Raw genomic sequence first — 15,058 nt, 5'->3', positions numbered from 1 at the left:
AGGATTGCGTGTGCCTTTTTAAAACACATCTTTTAATCCTAAAATTGAAAAAAATCAACAAAAACCATAATGGATGAAAAAGAAAATCGCCTAAAAATAACTTTTTAGACGACCTCTTTGTATTTAATATAAGTGTTTGGTGGTTTTGTTATACCATAACAGCTTCTATATCTGCTGTTTTAACTGTTTTTACAATTCGAGCGGCAATTTTGTATGGGTCACCGTTTGATGCAGGACGACGGTCTTCTAACCAACCTTTCCATCCGTTTTCTACTGTGATAATTGGAATACGTATTGAAGCTCCTCTATCCGAAATTCCGTAAGAGAATTCATGTATAGATTGTGTTTCATGTTCTCCTGTTAATCGTTGATCATTAAATTCTCCATAAACAGCAATATGTTCTTTGGTAACAGGTCTAAAAGCTTCACAGATGGTCTCGTATACTTCTTTAGAACCACAAGTTCTTAATACTTCATTAGAAAAGTTTGCATGCATACCAGAACCATTCCAATCTCCTTTAATAGGTTTAGGGTGGTATTCTATGTAGTATCCATATTGTTCTGTTAGACGATCTAGTAAATATCGAGCAATCCAGATTTCATCACCTGCCTTTTTAGCTCCTTTTGCAAATAATTGAAACTCCCACTGCCCAGAAGCAACCTCTTGATTGATTCCTTCAAAATTGAGACCGGCCGCAATACATAAATCAGCATGTTCTTCAACAAAATCTCTTCCATGCGTGTTTTTACCACCAACAGAGCAGTAGTACATTCCTTGTGGTCCAGGATATCCACCCACAGGAAAACCTAACGGCAGTTGTGTTTTGGTATCCATAATAAAGTATTCTTGTTCAAAACCAAACCAAAAATCTCCATCATCATCAATAGTGGCTCTTGCATTAGATTCGTGAGGTGTTCCGTCAGAGTTTAAAACTTCTGTCATTACCAAATAACCATCTTTTCTAGCTGGATCTGGATAAATAGCTATAGGTTTCAGTAGACAATCAGAAGCGCCTCCTTCTGCTTGTCTGGTAGAACTACCATCAAAAGACCACATAGGGCAATCTTCTAGTTTACCACTAAAGTTTTCTTCAATTTTTGTTTTGCTTCGTAAGTTAGCAGTTGGTTTATAACCATCTAGCCAAATATATTCTAGTTTAGCTTTACTCATAATTAACACTTTATAGATTGGTTCAATACGGGTATAAAATTAAAAAATATATGGTTACACCCCATTTATTAGGGGGTGTTTTTTTAAAATCACGTGTTATTTTTGTAACACCCCTATTTTTTTAGGGGATATATTGCTTAATATTTATATTTAGAAGGTTATTTTTTCTATTTTTGCAATAGAAAATTATAACATCTCTTATAAAAAACGTATTATATTATGTCAACATTTAGATTTCAAGCTTTAAAAGAGGCCTTAGGTCGTGATATTGTGTCTGTTAAGGAAACAGAAAAGCGTTCTGTATTGTTTGGAGAAAATGTCTTTAATCAAGCAACTATGTTGCAGTATTTAACCAAGGATGCATATACTAGCGTTATGGATGCTATCGAAAATGGATCTAAAATCGATCGATCGATTGCAGATCAGATATCATCATCTATGAAAGATTGGGCCTTGTCTAAAGGTGTAACACATTATACACATTGGTTTCAACCTTTGACCGGTGCTACAGCAGAAAAACATGATGCTTTTTTTGAAACGATAGGAAATGGGCAAGCCATAGAAAAGTTTGGTGGAGATCAGTTGGTTCAACAAGAACCCGATGCATCTTCATTTCCAAATGGAGGAATTCGTAATACTTTTGAAGCAAGAGGTTATACAGCATGGGACCCTACTTCTCCCGCTTTTATCTATGGAACTACCTTATGTATACCCACGGTTTTTGTAGCATATACAGGAGAAGCTCTGGATTATAAAACTCCTTTATTACGAGCTTTGCAAGCGGTAGATGCAGCAGCGACGGTGGTGGCAAAGTATTTTGATAAGAATGTAAAAAAGGTGAATGCCTCTCTAGGGTGGGAGCAAGAGTATTTCTTGATTGATAGTGCACTGGCCAATTCGAGACCAGATATTGTGATGACAGGTAGAACATTACTAGGGCATTCGCCAGCAAAAGGACAACAGTTAGACGATCATTATTTTGGAAGTATCCCAACAAGGGCATTAGATTATATGAGAGATCTGGAAACAGAATGTATGTTATTGGGGATACCAGTAAAAACAAGGCATAATGAAGTAGCTCCCAATCAATTTGAATTAGCACCTATCTACGAAGAAACCAATTTGGCAGTGGATCATAATTCGTTACTTATGGATGTGATGGAGAAAGTAGGGGCTCGTCATAAATTTAAAGTCCTGCTGCATGAAAAACCATTTGCAGGAGTTAATGGTTCTGGAAAACATAACAATTGGTCATTGGGTACGAATACAGGAGTTAATTTGTTAAGCCCGGGAAAAACACCAATGAGTAACCTTCAGTTTTTAACGTTTTTTGTAAATACTATAAAGGCAATTAATGAATATGAAGAGTTGATGAGAGCAGGTATTGCTTCTGCCAGTAATGACCATCGCCTGGGAGCTAACGAAGCTCCACCAGCGATCATGTCGGTATTTATAGGAGAGCAATTAACAGCGGTGCTTAAAGAATTAGAAGGTGTGACCGATGGTAAACTATCTCCACAAGAAAAAACAGATCTTAAGCTTAATGTGGTAGGTAAAATACCAGAAATATTATTGGATAATACAGATAGAAATAGAACATCTCCTTTTGCATTTACAGGTAATAAATTTGAGTTTAGAGCTGTGGGGTCCAAAGCCAATTGTGCAAATCCGATGACGATTTTAAATACAATAGTTGCAAAACAACTAGAAGATTTTAAAAAGGCAGTAGATCATTTGATAGATACTAAAGAATTAAAAAAAGATGAAGCAATTTTTAATGTATTGAGAGAGTACATAAAGGATTCAAAAAATATTCTGTTCGAAGGAAACGGTTACGGTAAAGAATGGGAGAAAGAAGCAAAACAGAGAGGATTGAGTAATAATAAAACTACTCCAGAAGCTCTAAAAGCCAAAGTATCTAAAAAAACGCTGGAACTTTTTGAAGAAATGGGAGTAATGAACAAAATTGAATCAGAGGCCAGGTATGAAATAGAAGTAGAAGAGTATGTAATGCGCATACAGATAGAAGGTAGAGTGTTAGGAGATGTGGCGAGGAATCATGTAATTCCTACTGCTATTCGATATCAGAATATGCTTATAAGTAATGTATCGGGCTTAAAAGAACTTTATGGAAAAGATTTTAAGAACTTAGCCGCAGAGCAGATGCTAATTATTGAAGAAATATCAGAGCATATCGGTAAGATCAATACAAAAGTAAATGAAATGACCGAGGCGCGTAAAAAAGCGAATAAGCTTACAGATTTAGAAAAGAAAGCATCAAGTTATTGTAATAAAGTAAAACCTCTGTTCGATGAGATTCGCTATAGTTGTGATAAGCTAGAATTATTAATAGATGATGAATTATGGCCATTAACAAAATATAGAGAATTGCTCTTCACTAGATAAGTAAGAATAAACTTACGGTAGTTTTTTGAAACAATTATTTGGTAAAATTTTAACAGATTGGAACCCCTTTAAAACCATAGGAAAATATTTTTTCTATGGTTTTTCCGTATGTGTTTCATCGAATAGTTCTGAGGCCAGTAAAAATCGCTTGTATATTTCCTTAAATTTATAAGGTCAGAAGTGTAATTACTTTTTGATCATACTAATAAAATCTGGAATTTGTTAGCTATGATAAACCCCCCGCATTCCAAAATATATCTTTACGAATAGATGAATGGATACTAAAAACTTCTGATTCTTTTGCTCTGAATTATAATTAATAAAGAAGGAAACTTATTAATCACTTTTAATATATATTACACATGAAAAAAGTAGTTTTTAGCCTAGCAGCTTTGTTAAGCGTTACGGCAGTTTTTGCACAATCAAATAGTAGTGATGTGAATCAAAAAGGAGAAGATAATGAAGTTATTGTTACTCAAATAGGGCAATTAAATTCTTCTATGACCATACAGGATGGAATGGCAAATAAAGCAGAGACCATACAAGGTAGCTCTTCGTTTGATTCTAGTAATGGTACAGTAAAACAATCACAAACAGGTAATAAGAACACAGCATTTGCCCAGCATGAAGAAATGAGTAACGAAATTTATCAAAACCAAATAGGGGACGGTAACTCTCTTAAGGCTACCCAAAATTTAGAATATTCTGGAGGAATAAATGCTGCAAATCAATCTCAAGAAGGAGATAGAAATACAGGAGAACTATCTCAGGAAGGTATAGCTAATATTGCTTCTCAGATTCAAATAGGAAATGGCAATACAGCTACCGCTTCGCAATTAGGGATTACAAATGGTAGTGAACAGCAACAACAGGGAGATGCTAACATGGTCTCTCTAGAGCAAGTTGGTAATAATAATATTGCGATTCAACAACAAATAGGTGACGCAAATATGGCAATGGCAGGACAGTCGGGAGATAACAATTCTTTAAGTCAGATTCAGCAAGGAGGAGGAAACTCGGCTACTTCTATTCAAGGAAGCGAGTTGTATAATTCTCGAGGAGGAAGTGTGACACAGTTGCAACAAGGAGATGAAAATACCGCTTTCGCAAATCACGAAGAGAATAATAATGTTATCAATCAAGAGCAAAGTGGAGAAGGTAATACAGCAAGAGCGACTCAAAACTTAGGGGCTTTTGGAGGCGACAATGTTGCAATTCAACAACAGGTAGGTAATGCAAATAATGCAGAAGTATCTCAGGATGGAAGTAACAATGCTTCAGATCAATCGCAGAGTGGAGATGAAAACAATGCAACCGGTACACAGTCGGGAGACAATAATGCATTGACTCAAGTACAAAGAGGAGCAAACAATAATGCAGTAGCGCAACAAGGAGGGCTTTTCTTTGCTTCTACAGGAGGTGTAATTGATCAGGTACAAACAGGTAACGATAACGACGCTTTTGCAAGGCATGAAGAAACAAGTAATGTTATATCTCAAACTCAGGAAGGAAATAAAAATAAAGCATCTGCAGTGCAAAATGTATTAACCTTTGGAGGAGAAAATACTACCACACAACTACAGATAGGAGATGGTAATAGTGCAGAGGCTACCCAAGAAGGAGATACCGGTATTGCTGGAGAAGGAAATAGTATCCTTCAAAATCAAACAGGTAACCTTAATGAGGTTATGTCTTTTCAGAATGGAGCAGCTAACCTAAGTGAAGTATACCAAATAGGAGATATGAATGTATCAACAAATACTCAGTTTGGTGAGAATAATAGCATTTTGGTCAATCAGACTGGTACGATGCATTCTAGTATTTTACTACAAAACGGAACCAATAATGCAGCAGTAATTAACCAGAGTAATTCTGGAGGAGGATCTAAGTAGTGAATTATTTCATTAAAACATAATAAGAAAGAGTTATACATGCCATGCTTATTGGTTTGTATAACTCTTTTGTAATTGTAGATAAAACCTTTATAGAATGTATAAAACAATCAATTTACGGTTAGGACTTTTTATAATCATGTCTTTTTTGTGGTATGGCACTTATGCCCAAACAACAAAGAGTGAAAATGATTTGATCTCTGATAAAGAGAAGTTCATGACACTATCTCAAAGTACCTCTCTGTTCGAATCGGCTCAACTTATAAATCAACAGACTACCTCTTCGATTGGTAATATGGTGTATATACAGCAAATAGGAACGGGTAATTTAGTTACTTCAAATAGTACATCAGAATTTTCAAACATAAACATTGTTCAGAATGGTGATTACAATAAAGTTGAGATAGATGAGCATGCAAAAGAAGTTGAAAAAACAATCCTACAAACAGGTACTAATAATTCTGTTACTGATTTTTCTTTTAATGCTGATATTTCAACAAAGTTAGAGTTAACCCAAGAAGGAAATAATCTCATTTTTGAAAAATTTGGAAGTAATGAATTGTCAAAAAACTTAAAATTTAAAATGTCTGGTGAGTCCAGAACAATCATAATCAGAAGTTTTTAATCAAAAAAGTATGCAGATGAAAGCTGTTGTATGGATACATATTTTTATGATATGTCAGTTTTCTATGGCACAATATACCAATACAGAGGTTGTAGCCAAAATAAAGACAAATACTATCGATGACTCAGTCATAATTGTAGGAACCGCAGTCAATACAACCGAAGTATACAAGAGTTTGACCTATGTCTTGTCTGTTTTTAAAACAGACAATAATGCCAATGTAACAAAAAATACTCAGGAAGGGAGATTTACATTAGAGTCAAATGAAAATAAAGAATTGGTAAATACAGCTATCACAATCGATGAAGATTCTAAAATAGTGTTGTTATTATTGATATATGAAGAAGATAAAATTATAGCGAAGGATAGGATTGCATTCAACGAAAAAAAAAATGAAGAGATAAAAGAACAAGAGGAAACATCAAATGATGGAGTAGCGTTAAAAGGAATAGTACTTGACGAAACCAAAACCAAACCAGGAAGGGATTTTTATGATTATTTCTATAATACTTATATACTAAATCAAATAAATGGAAATAAAGTAGTAGGAGTTTATGAAAAACTAAGTTTTGGTAGAAGCACGATCATCCAAATAAAAATAGAAGATGTAGTTGTTCATGAATTTTTAGGGAAACCTGACCAAGAATACTTAGATAATATGTCAAAGATTTCGATTAGAAAGGTCTATAAATATTTTAAAGATTTAAAAAAACAGAAACATGCTATTTTTCAATACTAAAAAGACATGATCGGTGTATGAAAAATAAGATCATTTCTGTATGTGGAAATGTTAGATTAAAAAACACATAGTAATGAAACGAGCCAAATAAACAAGTATACATTACAAAGTATACTGGGCGAGTTTTATGAGAAGTTTAAAACAATAGAATAAACACATGAGATTACTAATAATTACCCTTTTTTTGGTAGTAGCTTTACCAAAAAATTCTGTTGGACAGGATTTGGTGTATACACCTAAAAATCCTGCTTTTGGAGGGGATACATTTAATTATCAATGGCTTTTAAGCGCTGCAGAAGCGCAAAATAAACTTACAGATGATAAAGATGCTTCTAGAGATCAAAGATCGGATGTAGAGAGATTCACAGAAAACCTTAACAATCAGTTACTCAATAGGATTTCCAGAACCTTATTTAATGAACAGTTTGGAGAAAATGGTCTAACAGAAGGGACATTTAATTTTGGTACACTATTCGTAGAAATTTTCCCATCAGGAGAAGGACTGGTTATTAATATTTTGGATACCAGCACAGGAGATCAATCTCAAGTAATAATTCCTAATTAATTTTTAATGCATAAGAAGTTTAACGTTATCACATTGATTATTGGTACCCTATTGTTAACGAGTTGTGGAGCATATTTTAACCAGCCCATAACTATAGAAAAGGCGAGATTAGGGGAAGGGTCAGAGGTAACCAGAATATTAGAAGAATTAGTGCCTCCAGTAGAACCCGTGGTTGTGGGAGTGTATAAATTTAGAGATCAAACCGGGCAGTACAAACCTACAGAAACAGGAAATACATTTAGTACAGCGGTTACACAAGGAGCAACAACAATCTTGATAAAAGCGCTCGAAGACTCCAAATGGTTTGTACCTATAGAAAGAGAAAACCTGAGCAACTTACTAAACGAACGTAATATCATACGATCTACCCGAAAAGAATATCGAAAAAATAAAAACCCTAATGAACCCCAGTTACCTCCTTTGTTGTATGCTGGTATTATTCTGGAAGGTGGTATTGTATCTTATGATTCTAATATTATAACGGGTGGTTTAGGAGCAAGATATTTTGGAGTAGGAGGTTCTACTCAATACAGACAAGATAGGATTACGGTATATTTAAGAGCAGTATCTACATCTAGTGGTAAAATTTTAAAGACAGTCTATGTTTCCAAAACCATTTTGTCGCAGGCATTAGATGCTAGTTTTTTTAGGTATGTTAAGTTTAAAAGATTATTAGAGGCCGAAACCGGGTTTACAAAAAATGAACCTGCACAACTGGCAGTTGCAGAAGCAATAGAAAAAGCTGTTTCCTCTTTAATTATAGAAGGAATAGAGGATAAACTCTGGTCTGCAAAAGGAGAAGAGAAAACGGTTAATGATATGATCATTTCCTATAACAAAGAAAAAAGTGAAGCACAAAATACTGCTCTATATAATCGATATTTTAAAGAACGAAGAACAAAGACTTCTGTTTTTGTAAAAGGAGGAACCTCTTTGATAAGTGGAGATCTTAAAAGTCCAGAACTAAGTTATGATGCAAAAATAGGATCGAGATGGTATTTTAACCCATATTTTAATTTTAACGGAAGCTTTAATAAGTTTAAATTAATCAATCAAAAATCATTTTCAAGAGGGTTTAATGCTATAGAGTTGAATGCCGAAATAACTGTATTACCCTTCGAAAAATTATCTCCTTTCTTTTTTGCAGGAGCCGGGATGGTTAATGATGATGATTTTGAAAAGAACTTGTTTAAGTTTCAATATGGGGGAGGAATAGAGTATATGATTTCAGATAAGATAGGCGCCTCATTGGGAGCTACTCATAATTTAATGCTTAACGATGAATTGGATGGTATCGTGCAAGGTAAAAGAGATGATCAGTATTTTAATTTTAATTTAGGTATTAACTGGTATTTTGGTACCCCGGTTAAAAGAAAAAAAATAAAGTAAAACATGAGAAATTATATTATAAAAATAATAGGTGTTTTTACAGTCTTTATTATGGTTTCCTGCAGTGAAGATACCATTGATTTAGAAGGGTTGGGATCTATAACAGGAAGAGTAGTAAATGAAGGAACTAATGAACCCATAGAAAATGTGAAAATAGAAACAAATCCGGGGACAAGTACTGTATTTACCGATAAGAATGGGGATTATAAAATTAAAGGAGTACCAGCAGGAAAATATTCACTTTCTGCTCAAAAAGAAGGGCTTTTGGCAGCTTTTGAAGGAATTACAGTAATTACAGATAACGAATTAGAAATAGTGTTTGAGATGAAGGTAGAAACGGCTAATAACCGTCCTCCATCTGCCGCTACCTTAAGTAAGCCTCTGGATAACGAATTGGATCAACCCGTAAGTGTTAAGTTGGTTTGGAGTGCTAGTGATCCCGATAAAGATGATTTAACGTATGTAATAAACTTAAGAAATGATAAAAACACCAGTGTAGAAGTGTTTGAAAACATAACAGATACTACCTATACAGTTACCGATTTGTCGTATGCAACAAGATATTTCTGGCAGGTGACTGCTAGTGATGGAATTAATCCTCCAGTAAATAGCGCAACATTTACTTTTGAAACGATTGATGTACCAAATAATAGGGTTGTTTTTACTAGAATTGTCAATGGCAATAGTGTGATTTACTCTGCAAATGAAAGTGGTGGTACAGAAATAGAATTGACTTCTAGCTCTAAAAATAGTTTTAGACCAAGAAGAAACGTGGCTACTGGTAAAATAGCATTTTTGCAATCTGTAGGCTCACAAACACATTTGTTTATAATGGATGAAGATGGAACGAATGTAAAACAGGTAACTTCCTCTATAGGGGTTTCGGGTTTTTCTCTAGAGGAAATAGATTTTTCATGGAGTCAATATGGAGCAAAGTTACTATTCCCAAATCAAAATAAATTATATAGTATTAATACTGATGGAAGCGGGCTAACCCTTGTTTATCAAACTACCGGAGATTTGATTACAGAAGTAGATAAAAATGATACAGCAGGTTTAATTGCTATAAAAACAAATGATCTGGATGGATATTCGGTTCAGATTTTTACAATTAATGATGCAGGAGTTGTACAGGATATAGTGCTTACAGGAGAAAATGGTGCTGCCGGAAGCATTCATTTATCAGCTGCCGGAGATAAACTGTTGTATGGTAGAGATATCTCTGGATCAGAAGATCCAACCACCTATAGGCAATTAGATACACATGTTTTTGTTTATGAATTTGCAGGAGGAACAAGTACAGATATCTCTACAGATAAACCAGCTGGTACTAATGATTTGGATGCTCGATTCGCTCCGAATGAAGCAAGTGCAATTCTGGTAAATACTTCTAATGATGGGGTGTCTGTAAGAAATATTCAAACCGTTACTATTTCCAATACAGATACAAGAAATACAATCATAGAAAATGGAGAAATGCCAGATTGGAAGTAAATAAGTAAACGAAGATACTTAATATATAAAAAGACCTATAGTCCTTGGCTATAGGTCTTTTAGTGTAGTTTCTAGTTATAGGTTTCTTACGAAACAAATAATGCATACCAATTGTTGTTTTATGGTAAACTCTAGCGACAAATGGTATTGTTTAGATAAGTACTATTAACTAGTAGATAATGTGTGTTGTTCCTCTTGTGATTTTGCTTTTACAAAATCATCTACTTCGTCGTGTTTAATTTCTTTTACTTCGATAGGAAAATCTCCGTTTGAACCTGAAATTATAATGGTTGATCTAAACTCCCCAGGAAAAGTTCCTTTTACCACATACGGAGTAGTTCCTTTTCCTAATGGTCCTGTCCAACCCATTACGTCAATCTTTAACCCACCAACAAAATGAGGGTCACGAATTAGATTAAAGCCATAAGAATAATTAGGTGCATCTCCTTCAGCTTTAACGATAAAAACTCCCGGAGTTCCCAGGCCGGTCCATAAATACTCTACTGTTGTTTTTTTTGGGTTAACAGGTTCTTTTGAATAAAATCCCATAATACTATTTAATTTTGTAATTAATCCCTACTCTTATTTTTTAGGATAGACTTTTCGGGTTCCGCCTATGTCATCACAAAAGATAGTATCTTGTAGCTACACAATTCAATTATCTCAATCATACCAAGTTTAATTATGAAATGTCGTAAAGAACAGAAAATGAACAAGTTTGAATACGCTATTTCATTGTTAATTTGGTATTAGATGCTGTTCTAATTTCCTGATTAATTTTCAAAAAAAATATTTCACCATATTTCACTGTTTGTCAATATATTCATTATGAAGGGTTAAGCACTTTCTTTGCTAGGTTTTAGTAGTACAAAAAGATCAAAATATCTAGCGCAATATGATTTTAAAGTTGAGTTTGTTTTTTTACATAGAACTTTCATTCTTTGTAATTCGTAATTCGTCATTAATTCAATTATCTTTGCGCTCTAATTTTCAATATAATGAGTCAAGAAGTAAGTAAGCGTTATGCTCAGCGTGGTGTATCAGCATCCAAAGAGGATGTACACAGTGCTATCAAGAATATAGATAAAGGGCTTTTTCCAAAAGCGTTTTGCAAGATTGTTCCGGATTATCTAACAGGAGATAAAGAGCATTGTTTAATTATGCATGCTGATGGAGCAGGAACCAAATCATCATTGGCATATATGTATTGGAAAGAAACAGGAGATCTTTCTGTTTGGAAAGGAATAGCGCAAGACGCATTGATTATGAATATCGATGATTTGTTGTGTGTAGGAGCCACAGATAATATTATGTTGTCTTCTACCATCGGAAGAAATAAAAACTTGATTCCGGGCGAAGTAATATCTGCTATTATAAATGGTACAGAGGAGCTATTAGAAGAACTTAAAAGCTTTGGAGTAGAAATCCATTCTACAGGAGGTGAGACGGCAGATGTGGGAGATTTGGTGCGTACAATCATTGTTGACTCTACAGTAACTGCTCGTATGAAAAGAGAAGATGTTATCGATAATGCTAATATAAAAGAAGGAGATGTTATTGTTGGATTGGCATCTTTTGGGCAGGCAACTTATGAAAAAGAATATAATGGCGGGATGGGGAGTAATGGATTAACCTCTGCGCGTCATGATGTGTTTAGTAAAGTACTTGCCAAAAAATACCCAGAGAGTTTTGATCCATCAGTACCCTCTGATCTGGTATATTCTGGTAAAACGAATTTGACAGATGAGGTAAAAGATGCTCCAATAGATGCAGGTAAATTGGTATTGTCTCCTACCAGAACGTATGCACCTGTAATAAAGAAAATCTTATCAAAATATAATAGTCAGGATATACACGGAATGGTACATTGTAGCGGTGGAGCGCAAACCAAAATACTTCATTTTATAGACAATCTACATATTGTAAAAGATAACTTATTTGAAGTACCACCTTTATTTAAGCTGATCCAAGAAAACTCTGGAACAGATTGGAAAGAGATGTATCAGGTATTTAATATGGGACATCGTATGGAGTTGTATGTTAGTCAGGAAATAGCAGAAGATATTATTGCAATCTCTAAAAGCTTTAATATCGATGCACAAATAGTAGGTAGGGTAGAAGCTTCAGAAGAGAAGAAATTGACCATTACTAGTGAATTTGGTACTTATATATACTAGTTGATAATAATCATAAATATTCCCAAAAGTTAAATAATATTTAACTTAATAATCAAATGAAAACATTAAATTATTCATTGATATTAATTTTTGTTTTTTTAGCAAACTTCTGCTTAAATGCTCAAACTCTAATTATAGATGATTTATCAAACTTAAAAAAAGGTATTTATAAAAACTATGAAGAGTTTAAATATAATAAACCTTCACTTAAGTTAGACTATGAAATTTTAGCGAAAAATAAAAAATATGGTCCCATAAACAATAGAGAAATAGTAACTTTTTATCGATTGGATGTTACTAAAGAACAATCAAAATCAATTGGCCCTATATACGGATTTTGTGATGGAGAACATATTTATATAAAAGGGTATTATAGAGTCCAATTAAAACCAAAAACGAATTTTTCTCAATTGGATTTTGTGGGTGAATATTGTCTTTATGAAGGTGTTGGGTCAAGTAGCATAAATACTGGAAATGGTAATATAGCGATGTCAAATCGGATATATATGGTACTAAACTTAAATAATAGACAAGTATCAGTTCTCTCAAAAAGAGTCTTGAAAAAAATAATTTCGGATGACCCAGAATTATTGATGGAATTTAAAAAGAGAAAAAAGAAACACAAAATTTTAAAAGAATATTTTCTAAAATACTTTGATCGAAAAGAAAAAAACAAACTATTACCAACACAAAAGTAAAAAACATTAAAACGCTTTTTTACTTGAAACGTTATACACATAAACAGAAAAGATTAAATGGATGTAAATACACAAATGGCTGTCCTCATCGATGGAGATAATATACCTTCTGCTCATGTAAAAGAAATGATGGAGGAAATTGCCAAATACGGCAATCCCACTATCAAAAGAATTTACGGAGATTGGACTAGGCCAGGTCTGACCAAATGGAAGAATCTTTTACTGGAAAATGCAATTACTCCAATCCAACAATATGGATATACAACAGGAAAGAATGCTACCGATTCTGCAATGATAATTGATGCTATGGACATTCTCTATAGTGGGAAAGTCGATGGGTTTTGCCTTGTTTCTAGCGACAGTGATTTTACTCGTTTGGCAACACGACTTAGAGAAGCAGGAATGCAAGTAATAGGGATTGGAGAGAAAAAGACACCCAACCCCTTTATTGTAGCGTGTGACAAATTCATCTATATAGAAATATTAAAGCAGCAATCAGAGGATAAAAATGAATCCAAGGAAGAGAGCAAAGCTGTAATTGATAAAATAACTAAAAAGGAGATAAACCTTATATCTTCAACTATCAAGGATTTATCTGATGAAGACGGATGGGCTTTTCTAGGAGACGTTGGGAGTTTACTTCAGAAAAAGCGTCCTAATTTTGATTCAAGAAACTACGGGTTTGAAAAACTCACACCACTTATTAAATCGATTGATAAATTCGAAGTTGAACAACGCGAAAATCAAAAAAGACGACACAAATTAATATTCGTTAGAATTAAAGAAAAGCATATACCAAAGACTAAAAAATCATAACTACCCTGCAAGATAGCAACGCTTTTTAGCCAAATGTTATAAAAATATATGAGTATCTATTTTGTGTACTAATGATGTTTTTAATGTAATTCTGAATTTATTTCAGAATCTCATCATGTTGATAAGTAAGTTTTTATGACAAGATCTTGAAATAAGTTCAGGTCGACAATGATGAATTATTATTCATTCCAGACATTCAATTAAAAGTATAATAGAAACGTTAAAAGTTACCTATTCGGCAACTTTTTTTGTTAAACTTGTATCGTATAATGTCTAAAACTGGAGGTTTTATACCTGTTCTTAAATGATTTTACTGTTAACTGAATCAAAAAGAAACAATTTTAGTAGGGAGTATCATTTGAGAAATGGTATTATAATCAAAATAGACATTTTTAATCGCTATAGATGACTCCTAGTTCTTATTAGATAAGAATATAGTCAACTACCTCGGAGCAAACTTGAGGTATCCAGCAGAAAAATAGTTTTTACATTTCGAGGCAAGCCTCAGAGAATTAACTCACAATTTGAATTAAAGTACCAATGAAAATTCGAATAGAAACTGAAAGGTTTATTATAAGGAATATAGAAGAAGATGATGTAAATGGTATGTTTGAACTTGATTCTGATCCAGAAGTGCATAAATATATAGGAAATGAACCTGTTAAAACAAAGGAAGAAGCTAGGCAAGTCATAAATTTTATTAGGGAACAATATATCGATAACGAAATGGGGCGTTTGGCAATTGTTGATAAGATTACAAATGATTTTATTGGTTGGACAGGGTTGAAATATGAACAGAGTGTACGAAAAAACCTAAGTTATTATGATTTAGGGTATAGAATAAGAAAAAAATACTGGGGGAAAGGAATTGCCACCGAGACCGCTAGGGAATCACTAAAATATGGATTTAATACATTGAATCTAAAGGAAATTAATGGTGCGGCAGATGTTAATAATATAGCATCAAATAAAATACTTAAAAAGGGGGGATTAAAATTTATTGAGACTTTTGATTTTGAAGGGGTTACTCATAATTGGTATGGTGCCAAAAAAACAGAATGGATAGCAAAAAATTGTAAAAAGTGA

The 15,058-nt window shown here is 33.6% G+C and carries 13 protein-coding genes; 11 read left to right on the top strand and 2 right to left on the bottom strand.

Annotation, left to right across the window (positions count from 1 at the left end; genetic code table 11):
• Positions 1 to 148: 148 nt before the first annotated feature.
• Positions 149 to 1,171, bottom strand: a complete 1,023-nt coding sequence (locus ABW636_RS18995) for a glutamine synthetase beta-grasp domain-containing protein (protein ID WP_367591659.1) — start codon at positions 1,169 to 1,171, stop codon at positions 149 to 151.
• A 219-nt stretch (positions 1,172 to 1,390) separates the two neighbouring features.
• Here ABW636_RS18995 and ABW636_RS18990 point away from each other — a divergent pair, with 219 nt between their 5' ends.
• The 7 genes from ABW636_RS18990 to ABW636_RS18960 all read left to right on the top strand — a co-directional run bounded on the left by ABW636_RS18990 (position 1,391) and on the right by ABW636_RS18960 (position 10,281).
• Positions 1,391 to 3,577 (top strand): glutamine synthetase III family protein, encoded by a 2,187-nt coding sequence (locus tag ABW636_RS18990; RefSeq protein WP_367591658.1) that lies wholly within the window; start codon positions 1,391 to 1,393, stop codon positions 3,575 to 3,577.
• A gap of 362 nt (positions 3,578 to 3,939) precedes the next feature.
• Positions 3,940 to 5,469, top strand: coding sequence for a hypothetical protein (locus tag ABW636_RS18985; RefSeq protein ID WP_367591657.1), 1,530 nt, complete (start codon positions 3,940 to 3,942; stop codon positions 5,467 to 5,469).
• Between the two features lie 97 nt (positions 5,470 to 5,566).
• On the top strand, positions 5,567 to 6,094 hold the full coding sequence (locus tag ABW636_RS18980) for a hypothetical protein (RefSeq protein ID WP_367591656.1): 528 nt from the start codon (positions 5,567 to 5,569) through the stop codon (positions 6,092 to 6,094).
• 16 nt (positions 6,095 to 6,110) lie between these two features.
• Positions 6,111 to 6,833, top strand: coding sequence for a CsgE family curli-type amyloid fiber assembly protein (locus ABW636_RS18975; protein ID WP_367591655.1), 723 nt, complete (start codon positions 6,111 to 6,113; stop codon positions 6,831 to 6,833).
• A 157-nt stretch (positions 6,834 to 6,990) separates the two neighbouring features.
• Positions 6,991 to 7,398 carry a curli production assembly/transport component CsgF gene (locus ABW636_RS18970; RefSeq protein ID WP_367591654.1) on the top strand — a complete coding sequence of 136 codons (408 nt, stop codon included), beginning with the start codon at positions 6,991 to 6,993 and terminating at the stop codon, positions 7,396 to 7,398.
• 6 nt (positions 7,399 to 7,404) lie between these two features.
• Positions 7,405 to 8,787 (top strand): CsgG/HfaB family protein, encoded by a 1,383-nt coding sequence (locus ABW636_RS18965; protein WP_367591653.1) that lies wholly within the window; start codon positions 7,405 to 7,407, stop codon positions 8,785 to 8,787.
• Between the two features lie 3 nt (positions 8,788 to 8,790).
• Entirely contained in the window at positions 8,791 to 10,281 is a 1,491-nt protein-coding gene (locus ABW636_RS18960; RefSeq protein WP_367591652.1) for a carboxypeptidase regulatory-like domain-containing protein, read from the top strand.
• Between the two features lie 165 nt (positions 10,282 to 10,446).
• Here ABW636_RS18960 and ABW636_RS18955 read toward each other — a convergent pair whose 3' ends face one another.
• Positions 10,447 to 10,830 (bottom strand): hypothetical protein, encoded by a 384-nt coding sequence (locus ABW636_RS18955; RefSeq protein WP_367591651.1) that lies wholly within the window; start codon positions 10,828 to 10,830, stop codon positions 10,447 to 10,449.
• Between the two features lie 449 nt (positions 10,831 to 11,279).
• Between ABW636_RS18955 and ABW636_RS18950 the strand changes: the two genes are divergently transcribed.
• The 4 genes from ABW636_RS18950 (at position 11,280) to ABW636_RS18935 (ending at position 15,058) form a co-directional block, all read left to right on the top strand.
• Positions 11,280 to 12,458: an AIR synthase related protein gene (locus ABW636_RS18950; RefSeq protein WP_367591650.1), complete on the top strand. Its 1,179-nt coding sequence runs from the start codon at positions 11,280 to 11,282 to the stop codon at positions 12,456 to 12,458.
• Between the two features lie 56 nt (positions 12,459 to 12,514).
• Positions 12,515 to 13,156, top strand: a complete 642-nt coding sequence (locus tag ABW636_RS18945; RefSeq protein ID WP_367591649.1) for a DUF6563 family protein — start codon at positions 12,515 to 12,517, stop codon at positions 13,154 to 13,156.
• Between the two features lie 57 nt (positions 13,157 to 13,213).
• Positions 13,214 to 13,972 carry an NYN domain-containing protein gene (locus ABW636_RS18940; protein ID WP_367591648.1) on the top strand — a complete coding sequence of 253 codons (759 nt, stop codon included), beginning with the start codon at positions 13,214 to 13,216 and terminating at the stop codon, positions 13,970 to 13,972.
• A gap of 540 nt (positions 13,973 to 14,512) precedes the next feature.
• Positions 14,513 to 15,058: a GNAT family N-acetyltransferase gene (locus tag ABW636_RS18935; protein ID WP_367591647.1), complete on the top strand. Its 546-nt coding sequence runs from the start codon at positions 14,513 to 14,515 to the stop codon at positions 15,056 to 15,058.

Origin of the sequence: Aquimarina discodermiae (assembly GCF_040786235.1) — a bacterium.
Lineage (GTDB): Bacteria > Bacteroidota > Bacteroidia > Flavobacteriales > Flavobacteriaceae > Aquimarina.
This window is presented reverse-complemented; position numbering and strand designations above follow the sequence as displayed.

Coding starts and splice junctions, on each gene's coding strand:
- ABW636_RS18995 (WP_367591659.1), bottom strand. CDS start 1,171: ATGAGTAAAGCTAAACTAGAATATATTTGGCTAGATGGTTATAAACCA.
- ABW636_RS18990 (WP_367591658.1), top strand. CDS start 1,391: ATGTCAACATTTAGATTTCAAGCTTTAAAAGAGGCCTTAGGTCGTGAT.
- ABW636_RS18985 (WP_367591657.1), top strand. CDS start 3,940: ATGAAAAAAGTAGTTTTTAGCCTAGCAGCTTTGTTAAGCGTTACGGCA.
- ABW636_RS18980 (WP_367591656.1), top strand. CDS start 5,567: ATGTATAAAACAATCAATTTACGGTTAGGACTTTTTATAATCATGTCT.
- ABW636_RS18975 (WP_367591655.1), top strand. CDS start 6,111: ATGAAAGCTGTTGTATGGATACATATTTTTATGATATGTCAGTTTTCT.
- ABW636_RS18970 (WP_367591654.1), top strand. CDS start 6,991: ATGAGATTACTAATAATTACCCTTTTTTTGGTAGTAGCTTTACCAAAA.
- ABW636_RS18965 (WP_367591653.1), top strand. CDS start 7,405: ATGCATAAGAAGTTTAACGTTATCACATTGATTATTGGTACCCTATTG.
- ABW636_RS18960 (WP_367591652.1), top strand. CDS start 8,791: ATGAGAAATTATATTATAAAAATAATAGGTGTTTTTACAGTCTTTATT.
- ABW636_RS18955 (WP_367591651.1), bottom strand. CDS start 10,830: ATGGGATTTTATTCAAAAGAACCTGTTAACCCAAAAAAAACAACAGTA.
- ABW636_RS18950 (WP_367591650.1), top strand. CDS start 11,280: ATGAGTCAAGAAGTAAGTAAGCGTTATGCTCAGCGTGGTGTATCAGCA.
- ABW636_RS18945 (WP_367591649.1), top strand. CDS start 12,515: ATGAAAACATTAAATTATTCATTGATATTAATTTTTGTTTTTTTAGCA.
- ABW636_RS18940 (WP_367591648.1), top strand. CDS start 13,214: ATGGATGTAAATACACAAATGGCTGTCCTCATCGATGGAGATAATATA.
- ABW636_RS18935 (WP_367591647.1), top strand. CDS start 14,513: ATGAAAATTCGAATAGAAACTGAAAGGTTTATTATAAGGAATATAGAA.